9 protein-coding genes are annotated in these 9,056 nt (G+C 34.4%); 4 read left to right on the plus strand and 5 right to left on the minus strand.

All coding sequences use genetic code 11. The annotated features are described in order from the left end of the window. Nucleotides 1-265: 265 nt before the first annotated feature. The 3 genes from C0512_RS14090 to htpG form a co-directional block, all read right to left on the minus strand. A complete protein-coding gene (locus C0512_RS14090; protein WP_290862663.1) occupies nucleotides 266-412 on the minus strand; it encodes a type II toxin-antitoxin system RelE/ParE family toxin in 147 nt (48 codons plus the stop codon). Beyond that, nucleotides 409-648 (minus strand): hypothetical protein, encoded by a 240-nt coding sequence (locus C0512_RS14095; protein ID WP_290862665.1) that lies wholly within the window; start codon nucleotides 646-648, stop codon nucleotides 409-411. The genes C0512_RS14090 and C0512_RS14095 overlap by 4 nt, the downstream gene beginning before the upstream one ends. 120 nt (nucleotides 649-768) lie before the next feature. Then, the gene (htpG, locus tag C0512_RS14100) at nucleotides 769-2,655 is read right to left on the minus strand and encodes a molecular chaperone HtpG (RefSeq protein WP_290862666.1); all 1,887 of its coding nucleotides are present in this window, start codon (nucleotides 2,653-2,655) and stop codon (nucleotides 769-771) included. A 162-nt stretch (nucleotides 2,656-2,817) separates the two neighbouring features. On the opposite strand from htpG, the gene C0512_RS14105 reads away from it, so the two are divergent. The 4 genes from C0512_RS14105 to C0512_RS14120 all read left to right on the plus strand — a co-directional run bounded on the left by C0512_RS14105 (nucleotide 2,818) and on the right by C0512_RS14120 (nucleotide 6,124). Further along, nucleotides 2,818-3,285 (plus strand): lipocalin family protein, encoded by a 468-nt coding sequence (locus tag C0512_RS14105; RefSeq protein ID WP_290862667.1) that lies wholly within the window; start codon nucleotides 2,818-2,820, stop codon nucleotides 3,283-3,285. A gap of 4 nt (nucleotides 3,286-3,289) precedes the next feature. After that, the gene (locus C0512_RS14110) at nucleotides 3,290-3,985 is read left to right on the plus strand and encodes an OmpA family protein (RefSeq protein ID WP_290862669.1); all 696 of its coding nucleotides are present in this window, start codon (nucleotides 3,290-3,292) and stop codon (nucleotides 3,983-3,985) included. Between the two features lie 148 nt (nucleotides 3,986-4,133). Beyond that, nucleotides 4,134-4,805 carry a TetR family transcriptional regulator C-terminal domain-containing protein gene (locus C0512_RS14115; protein ID WP_290862671.1) on the plus strand — a complete coding sequence of 224 codons (672 nt, stop codon included), beginning with the start codon at nucleotides 4,134-4,136 and terminating at the stop codon, nucleotides 4,803-4,805. Nucleotides 4,806-4,810: 5 nt separating this feature from the next. Further along, complete coding sequence (locus tag C0512_RS14120; protein WP_290862673.1) at nucleotides 4,811-6,124, plus strand: AarF/UbiB family protein; 1,314 nt, start codon at nucleotides 4,811-4,813, stop codon at nucleotides 6,122-6,124. A gap of 85 nt (nucleotides 6,125-6,209) precedes the next feature. Here C0512_RS14120 and C0512_RS14125 read toward each other — a convergent pair whose 3' ends face one another. Beyond that, nucleotides 6,210-8,684: a hypothetical protein gene (locus C0512_RS14125; RefSeq protein ID WP_290862675.1), complete on the minus strand. Its 2,475-nt coding sequence runs from the start codon at nucleotides 8,682-8,684 to the stop codon at nucleotides 6,210-6,212. Nucleotides 8,685-8,833: 149 nt separating this feature from the next. Beyond that, the coding region (locus C0512_RS14130) for a T9SS type A sorting domain-containing protein (protein ID WP_290862677.1) at nucleotides 8,834-9,056 on the minus strand (223 nt) is incomplete at its 5' end.

Consider the following 9,056-nt stretch of genomic DNA (forward strand, 5'->3'; position numbering starts at 1 on the left):
AAGTTGCAAATTCAAAAAAAAAAACTATTAAGTACTGATGTAAAGTAGTTTAAATTTTACAGATTTGTTTCATTAATTTTTATTCAAAAATTCACCTTTTTTAATAGAGTTATTTCAGCTTATTTGTTTATAAATTCAAATTTTGTCGTGTAGAAAAAACATCGATAATAAAAATTCTTGCGGGCTCAATTTTATAAACGATTTTAAAATTCCACTTAGGAAAAAAACGTATTGATTCTGATTTAAATATTGGGTCAATTGGATTTTATTCCGGAAAAATTGCTAATTCTTCACCAATTGTGAACAATGTTTCTACGACCATTTCAGCATTTTGCGGGCTTTTGGAATAAATATAATCATATATATGCTGGATAGAATGAATTGCATCCTTTGACCAAACAACCGATTTCATTTTCTTTTTATTTTGGCTTTTGCTTCAGCGGTAGAATATCCTATTTCACCCTCTTCAGAAGCCTGTAAAACTTTTAAAATATGAATTTGATAGTCTTTTTTGGTCATAGCAGTACCATCTGTTTTATAAGTAAAAACCTCATCATCAAGCAGTTTTTCTATTTTAGAAAGCAATGAGGTATTTTCAACATCTAAAATTCGATGAACAATATTCTTTCGTTGTGTTTCAATATTCATTTTATTGAAATTTAAATTAGTTATAAAAATAATGAATTAATTTTTATTCTAATAAAAAAAACCTGCAAGTTTTCACTCACAGGTCTTTCTTCTTTTCTCTTTTTTCTATTCTCTTTCCTCTTACTTTATCAATTCAAAACTTCTTTTCACAAAAGCGGTTAGCTCTTCACCTTTCAACAATCCTTGTGAGATTTTGGCTAAATCCATCGCTTGTTTTACCAAATGTTCTTGAGCCGATTTGTCTTCGGTTGAAAGAATGGTGGTTGCTAAATTTGAATTGGTGTTTACCACTAAATTATACATTTCAGGGAAATTGCCCATACCAAACATACCACCACCGCCGGTTTGACTCATTTCTTTCATTCGTCGCATAAATTCCGGTTGTGTAATCATGAATGGTGCGGCAGTGCTGTCCATTGGTTCTAATTGCACGGTATATGTTGCTTTTGGAACCAATTCTTCTAAAACTGTTTTTAGTTTGGTTGATTCTTCTTCCGATAATTTTGAAATCTGCGTATCTTCTTTTTGAATTAATTTGTCAATGTGATCTGAATCCACACGAACAAATGTCAGGTTTTCATTGTCAGCTTCTAATTTTTGAATCAAATGCGACACAATTGGACTATCTAACAACAATACTTCGTATCCTTTTTCTCGGGCAATGTCAATGTAGCCGTGTTGAGCTTCTTTGTTGGAAGCGTATAAAACAACCAATTTTCCGTTTTTATCAGTTTGATTGGCAGAGATTTTTTCTTTTAATTCGGTTAAGGTGAAATATTTTTCATCAACAGTTGGATACAAAACAAAATCGCCTGCTTTTTCATAGAATTTATCTTCCGATAACATTCCGTATTCCAAAACAATTTTAATATCGTTCCATTTTTGTTCGAAATCGGGACGGTTTTCATTGAATAAAGATTTCAATTTATCTGCCACTTTTCGCGTAATATAATTCGAAATTTTTTTCACATTTCCATCCGATTGTAAATAGGAACGCGAAACATTCAATGGAATATCTGGTGAATCAATAACCCCGCGAAGCATGACTAAAAACTCAGGAACAATTCCTTCCACATTATCCGTAACATATACCTGGTTTTGGTACAATTGAATTTTGTCTTTCTGAATTTGTAAGTCGGCAGACATTTTCGGGAAATATAAAATTCCGGTCAAATTAAAGGGATAATCCACGTTCAAATGAATGCTGAACAACGGATCTTCAAATTGCATCGGGTACAATTCGCGGTAAAATTCTTTATAATCTTCATCATTCAATTCCGTTGGAGCTTTGGTCCAAGCCGGTGTTGGGTTGTTGATAATGTTATCCACTTCAATCTCTTCCGGTTTTACGTCTTCTGCAGCACCTTCAGGAACGGGAAGTGTTTCTTTTTTGGTACCGAATTTAATTGGCACCGGCATGAATTTGTTGTATTTTTTCAACAATTCACGAATTTTAAAATCTTCTAAAAACTCTAATGAATCTTCGGCAATGTGCAGGATGATTTCTGTTCCTCTGTCAGTTTTGTCATGAGCTTCCAAAGTAAATTCCGGACTACCATCACACGTCCAATGTGCAGCCGGTTCATCTTTATACGATTTAGTAATGATTTCCACTTTGGAAGCGACCATAAAGGCTGAATAAAATCCTAATCCAAAATGACCGATAATACCTGAGTCTTTGGCTGAATCTTTGTATTTTTCCAAGAATTCTTCTGCACCGGAAAAAGCGACTTGGTTGATGTATTTTTCAACTTCTTCGGCTGTCATCCCCAATCCTTGGTCGATGATGTGTAGTTTTTTGTTTTCCTTGTCGATTCTAACTTCAATTTTCGGAGTACCATATTCCACTTTTGCCTCACCAATACTGGTTAGGTGTTTTAGTTTTAAGGTTGCATCGGTTGCGTTAGAAATCAATTCACGAAGAAAAATTTCGTGATCACTATATAAAAACTTTTTGATTAAGGGAAAGATGTTCTCTACGGAAACATTAATTTTTCCTGTTGTCATAATGGGCTATTTTTTTGTTAAACATTTGTAGAAACAACACTTGCAAAAGAAGTACCAAAACTAAGAATCTGACAAATTGACGTGTGAATTATACAAACTATTTAAATAATTGTGAAAATTCTATTTATTATCTTTGTGTTGAATCTAATAATTTTATTCACGATGAAAAAAATACTCTTTCTTGGATTAATCTCCTTGTTAATATTTGCCTGCAAATCCAATCCGGCGAAACAATTGGATAACAAAACTGAAGCAGGAATGAAAGGAACATGGGCAGTTAGTTCTGTTACTTATCCCGGTTCAGATTATATTAAAGTAAAATCTTTTGAAATAGCCGACTCTCAATGTTTTGTGGGTAGTACTTGGAATTTTGTATCGAACAATAATAAAGGTGATGTAACCATTTTGAAATCCGGTTGTACAAGTTTCACTTCACCAATCACTTGGTACATCAACTTGGAAGGTAATTTTGTTATGAAAGTATTGAATGCTGATGAAAAAGCAAAAAAAGTTCGCAGTGGTTATGTTTTGAAATTAGCTAATCAAACCGAAAATTCATTTCAATTGGTGGATCGAATTAATGTAGGAGGAACTTTAACAGATGTAGTTTATCAATTTATAAAACAATAAGAACATGAAAAACATAAAAATAACAATTGTTGCAATTGTACTTCTAATTGCATTTCCTTTTACAGGTTGTAAATCGGTTCAAAATGCTAATAATACGCAAAAAGGTGTGGCTATTGGTGCTACAACCGGTGCGTTAATTGGAGGAATCCTCGGAAATAATCTAGGGAAAGGTGGAAATACGGCTATGGGAGCTGTGATTGGTGGAGTAGTTGGAGGTGCCGCTGGAGGTGTAATTGGAAATAAAATGGACAAACAAGCCCGTGAAATTGAAGAAGCTTTACCAGGAGCAGAAGTTGAACGTGTTGGTGAAGGAATCGTTTTGGTATTGGGTGAAAACTCAGTAAACTTTGATTTAAATAAATCAACGTTAACTTCATCTGCAAAAGCAAATTTAGATAAATTAATTCCGGTTTTTCAGAGTTATGCTGATACAGATATTGTGATTTACGGTTACACGGACAGCACAGGTCGTGTTGAATATAATCAGACTTTATCTGAACAAAGAGCAGCTTCAGTTAGAAGTTATTTAGCATCAAAAGGTTTAAGTGGTGGCAGAATTAAAACCAAAGGAATGGGTGTGAATGATCCGATAGCTAGTAATGATACTCCTGAAGGAAGATCAAAAAACCGTCGTGTGGAGTTTACTATCACAGCGAATGAGAAAATGATTCAAGAAGCTGAAAAAGAAGTGAAGAATTAAGAATTTAATCATTCATTAATAAAAAAAGGTTTTCCAATTGGAAAACCTTTTTTTATTACGTAAAACTTTAACAAATATTTTGTTTAAATTATTTGTTTAAAAGTTAAACAAATATGTATCTTTGTTGTAGATTTTAAAATCATTCAAGATGACCGCAGTAAAAAAAGCAGCACCCCAAAAAAAGGCATTAGACGATAATCAACTCATAGGATTATACATGAATCAGGTTTTGCAAAATAATGCAGAGCCCAAAAATGTATTTCTTTTTTGCCAGGAGAACAAAATTGCGGAAAGTGATTTTTATGCGTTCTACGGTTCGATTGATGCGTTGAAGCAGGACATTTGGGTGAAGTTTTTTGAAAATGTAAAAACTACCATTGAAAATGATGAAAATTATTTGACTTATTCTAATAAAAATAAGTTGTTGACATTGTATTTTTCATTGTTTGAAGTATTGACTTTAAACAGAAGTTATGTAGTTTTTGCCTTGAAAGAAGATAAAAATCTATTGAAAAATCTTCATCAACTGAAAGAGTTTAGAAAACATTTCAAAAATTTTATTGCAGAAATTGCAGATACTCAAACGACGGAGGAAGATTTTAAAGTCAACAAAATTACCAAACCGCTTTATGTAGAAGGAGCTTGGGTAGAGTTTTTATTCCTCATGAAATTTTGGTTAGATGATACATCTAAAGGATTTGAAAAAACCGATATCATGATTGAAAAAGCTGTGAAAGCAACTTTCGATGTGTTAAATACGACACCCATTGACAGTTTGATTGATTTAGGAAAGTTTGTTTGGAAAGAAAAATTTAATTAGAACTATTGAAAACATTAGATAAAATACCCACCAATAAAATTGAACGTGCGGGTCAATTAGTCAAAACCGGAATCAAAGTCGGTGGAAATTATATTGCCTATTACGGTGAAAAAATGGTGAACCCGAGCTTGAATCGTGATAAGTTAAATGAAAACAATGCAGAAGATATTTATGACGGTTTAAAAAATTTAAAAGGCAGTGCCTTGAAAGTGGCTCAAATGTTAAGTATGGACAAGAACATCATGCCAAGGGCTTATGTTGAAAAATTTTCATTAGCACAGTTTTCAGTGCCGCCGTTGAGTGCTCCGTTAGTTCGCAAGACATTTAAAAATTATTTAGGGAAATTCCCGGAACAATTATACGACACCTTCACATCGGATTCTATAAATGCTGCAAGTATCGGTCAGGTACACAAAGCAACGAAAGATGGGAAAAATTTAGCTGTGAAAATCCAATATCCCGGCGTGGCGGAAAGTATTAGTTCTGATTTGGCTTTAGTAAAACCTTTTGCTATCAAAATGTTCAACCTTCAAGGGAAAGACTCTGAGAAATATTTCAAAGAAGTAGAACACAAATTATTAGAAGAAACCGATTATGAATTGGAATTGAAGCAGAGTTTATTCCTTTCAAACGCTTGTGCAAACATTGAGAATTTACGTTTCCCTAAGTATTATTCAGAATTATCGTCAAAGAAAATTTTGACGATGGATTGGATGCAAGGAGAGCATTTGTCGGAATTTACTTCTCATAACACTGATAGAGCCAAAGGCGATCAACTCGGACAAGCTTTGTGGGATTTTTATATGTACCAAATGCATTATTTAAAACAAGTGCATGCTGATCCGCATCCGGGGAATTTTTTGATTGATGCAGATGCCAATTTGATAGCTATTGATTTTGGTTGTATTAAACAAGTTCCAGAAGAATTTTATGTGCCGTATTTTGAATTGGCTCGACCTGAGATTATTGATAATCCGACGTTATTCCGGGAAAAATTATTTGAATTAGAAATATTACGAATCGATGATTCACCGAAAGAAATTGCCTATTTCACCGCATTGTTTCACCAATTATTGAGTTTGTTTACCAAGCCGTTTCACGGTGAATATTTTGATTTTTCGGATGTAGAATTTTTTGGAGCCATCGCACAAATGGGTGAGGAGTTTTCAAAAGATACCCAATTGCGTAAAATGAATGGAAATAGAGGTTCGAAACATTTTTTATACATTAATCGAACGTTTTTCGGGTTGTATAATTTGCTTCATGATTTGAAAGCAAGAGTAAATACTAAGACGTTTCAAAAATATATTGCCAACTAATTTTAGTTGTTAGAATCGTTGTTTATTTATTGGTTAGGTTGATGAGAGCGACACTCGACGTTTGAGTTTGTCGCTCTTATTTCTTTTATCTAATTTGACTTACTTCAAAGAAGGTTTTACCGATAAAGCCATTAATTTCTACTCCGGCAATAAAATTTTTAACAAAAATTTCTACAGTATTCCCTATAGCTAAATTAACTATACAGTTAATATTGCGTGATACCTCTCCCAAATTAGTGTGGTTTCCAGACGTTTCCTGATATAAAACTCCGTTTACAAAAACACCAATAGCATATTGTTGCAAATTGGTTTGATCATTAGTATGAAATCCTGCATTGATTTGATAAAAACCAGCTTTAGTGGCTGTAAATGTTCCACCTGTAAATTCTGAACTGGTATCAAAAACTTCTGTAGAAAAATTAATTTTTTCCCAAGTACCTGGGGGAGCTGGGGCAGTTAAAACCTGATTTGAACCACCTAAATTAACCCTTACCAAAGATAAAGTAGTTAACGGATTTGGAGCCCAACTTGTAACTCCTGCACCATCAGTAATCAAAATTTGTCCTGAAGTTCCTCTTGTGTTTGGTAAAGCGTAACCGTTTACACCCGCTGGATTATTAACTTGTAATGTTCCGTTTACTCTAAGAATATTTGTGTCAAACTCACCATAAATCAAAGCGTTACTAGCATTGGCATTAGTGTTTTCAATAAACAATTTATTACTACTTGCTCCTGCTTCTGAACTACCAGCTAAGTTGCCTATCAAGACATTGTCAGTTCCTGTAGTTAAAGAACTTCCAGCGTTATATCCAACAGCTGTATTTCTTGTTGACGTATCGCGAGCAAGACGTAGAGCACCAGAACCAATAGCCACAGACTCAGTAACAGTTCCTGTTCCCGTTATAGTATTATAACCTACAGCAACATTATTTATAGAGGCAGCTGAATTTACACCGGATAAGGCATTGCTGCCAACAGCTGTATTAAATCGGGTAGTACTTGGAACTAGTGTTAAAGCATTATATCCAATAGCTGTATTATTATTACCTCCATTTAGACTTGCTAGTGCACCACTACCAACAGCGGTGTTCAAAGCCCCTGTATCACTACCTGGTGTGTTGATAGCTAAGGCATTAAATCCAAAAGCAGTATTGTTAGCAGAGGTAGTATTTGCACTAAGAGCGTTTGTTCCAAAGGCAGTGTTATTTATTCCTGTATTGGCAGCTAAAGTACCAACACCAAAAGCGGTACTATTTGCACCTATAAAACCAGAAGCTAAATTATTTCTTTTGAAAGCAACATCAAAATTATCAAGAGTTCCTATAAAACTACCGGCAGCTCCAACTGTATTTCCTGTGGTTAGCCAACCCGTTTGAACACCTGTAGAAAAACGAACCCAACTACTACCATTCCAATAGTAAAAACCGGGTGTAACTTGATTTACTCCTAAAGTAGTATTGGTATTGTATATAATTTCAGAAGTTGTAGGTGCAACTAATGGAAGTGCACTGTTTGTCCCTAAAGTTAAAGATATTCTTGGTATTAGTATTCCATTGTTACTTGAAGTAACATCTAAAGCTGCCAGAGGTGTTAAAACATTTACACCAATAGTTCTAGTAGTGTTTACACCAGCTGTGAGTGCACCTGTCATATTGCCAAAAACGGTATTTCCAATATTCAATTGGCTACTTCCTGTTACAACCGGAGCAACAGTGTTTGCTCCAATCATAATGTTATTGGAACCAGTAGTTATTGTTGAACCAGCGTTAATACCTATTGCAGTATTATCGGTACCTGTCGTATTTCTTAAAGCAGTAAAACCAACCGCTGTGTTATTGCTAGCAATACTAGAAGTTGTCAATGCATTTCTTCCAATGGCTACATTAGAACTTCCGGTAGTGTTAGAATAAAGTGCTCCCACACCAATAGCGGTATTTTCGCTCCCGGTTGAATTAGAGAATAAAACAGATTCACCGACACCAACATTTCTGTTACCCGAGGTTAAACTCGGCATAGTATTGGCTCCGAAAGCAGTGTTTCGAACACCTAGTTGCAATCCTATGTTTACTGTTGGGTTAACTAATGAATTAGCCCCAAAAGAGGTATTCCCGTTATTAAAAATAAATGTTACAGGAGTAAAAGTGGCATCTCCAATATAACCGGCTCTTAAGTTGTTTCGTCTAATCGCGAAATCCTGATTATCGGTTGTTCCAATAAAATTTGTTGCCGGTGTTGTGCCGGCATTGCCTAATATGCTCCAATCATTTGTTACTCCTGCAGCTAGTCTTACCCATATCGTACCGTTCCAATAATAATAACCAGGGGTAACATCAGCAACAGTTGCAGAATTATAGACTAATTCTGAGATTGTTGGTGATGTTAGTGGCAATGCACTTGTGGTAATTGTTAATGCAACTCTTGGAATTAGTAATCCGTCTGTAGAAGAAGTAATGTCTAAAGCCCCATCAGGTGCTGTTGTGCCTATTCCTACTTGAGCTTTACCTATAACTATTGAAAATAGAATAATACAAACAGTTATAATTTTTTTTAAGCTTTTCATGATAATTTTTTTAAATACTGAATTAAAAGTAATCTTTTATTTTTCTTTAATTTGAAATAATAGGTAACTACTTTGGATATGAAATTTTTATAAATTAAAAAATACCTCTCATTAGAGAGAGGCATTTTTTAATCTAAATAAAAAAGTTATTATCGTTTAACTACACGTACGGTTTGCATATTATCCCCTTGGGTTACAATCACATTGTAAACACCTGCCGGGTAACGCTCACCTATCGTTTGAGTAGATAATCCTTCTGCTTTGATTTCTTTCGTATCAAGCAATCTTCCGGTCATGTCATAAATGGCAAGGGTCACCGGAGTAGTACTACTTGTTTTCAAGTCTAGTGCAAAACTGTTTTCAAATGGGTTT

It is taken from the genome of Flavobacterium sp. (assembly GCF_013822155.1).
Classification (GTDB): domain Bacteria; phylum Bacteroidota; class Bacteroidia; order Flavobacteriales; family Flavobacteriaceae; genus Flavobacterium.

Bases quoted from the DNA above. Each gene is read 5' to 3' on its own strand.
- C0512_RS14125 (WP_290862675.1), bottom strand. From the start codon at position 8,684: ATGAAAAGCTTAAAAAAAATTATAACTGTTTGTATTATTCTATTTTCA.
- C0512_RS14105 (WP_290862667.1), top strand. From the start codon at position 2,818: ATGAAAAAAATACTCTTTCTTGGATTAATCTCCTTGTTAATATTTGCC.
- C0512_RS14115 (WP_290862671.1), top strand. From the start codon at position 4,134: ATGACCGCAGTAAAAAAAGCAGCACCCCAAAAAAAGGCATTAGACGAT.
- C0512_RS14090 (WP_290862663.1), bottom strand. From the start codon at position 412: ATGAAATCGGTTGTTTGGTCAAAGGATGCAATTCATTCTATCCAGCAT.
- htpG (WP_290862666.1), bottom strand. From the start codon at position 2,655: ATGACAACAGGAAAAATTAATGTTTCCGTAGAGAACATCTTTCCCTTA.
- C0512_RS14110 (WP_290862669.1), top strand. From the start codon at position 3,290: ATGAAAAACATAAAAATAACAATTGTTGCAATTGTACTTCTAATTGCA.
- C0512_RS14095 (WP_290862665.1), bottom strand. From the start codon at position 648: ATGAATATTGAAACACAACGAAAGAATATTGTTCATCGAATTTTAGAT.